The 249-nt window shown below is 56.2% G+C and carries 1 pseudogene; it reads right to left on the minus strand.

Annotation, left to right across the window (positions count from 1 at the left end):
* Nucleotides 1–249: pseudogene (locus ACGF49_RS25285) on the minus strand (IS5/IS1182 family transposase); the annotation flags it as partial.

Here is a 249-nt window from a genome sequence, read left to right on the forward strand (position 1 = left end):
ATCCACGGTACGGTGGTCAAGGTAAAAGAACCCCCTGGGTTTGTTGGTCCGGTGCATAAACCCGCTTTCCGGATCGACGGTACTGACCTTCGTCTTTCTCTGCCGTTCCTTAAGGGCTGGCTTCAGGCTTTTTTTCCGGCTGCCGCCCGGTCTTGAGTGACGGCTTTATCCAGTGCGTCAACATAGGCGCCGGGGGGAACCGACCGCATGACATTCTCCGATTTATGCGGATTGGCACTGGCTTTCAGG

Source organism: Photorhabdus sp. RM96S (assembly GCF_042879335.1).
In the GTDB taxonomy this organism is placed as follows: Bacteria; Pseudomonadota; Gammaproteobacteria; order Enterobacterales; family Enterobacteriaceae; genus Photorhabdus; species Photorhabdus kayaii.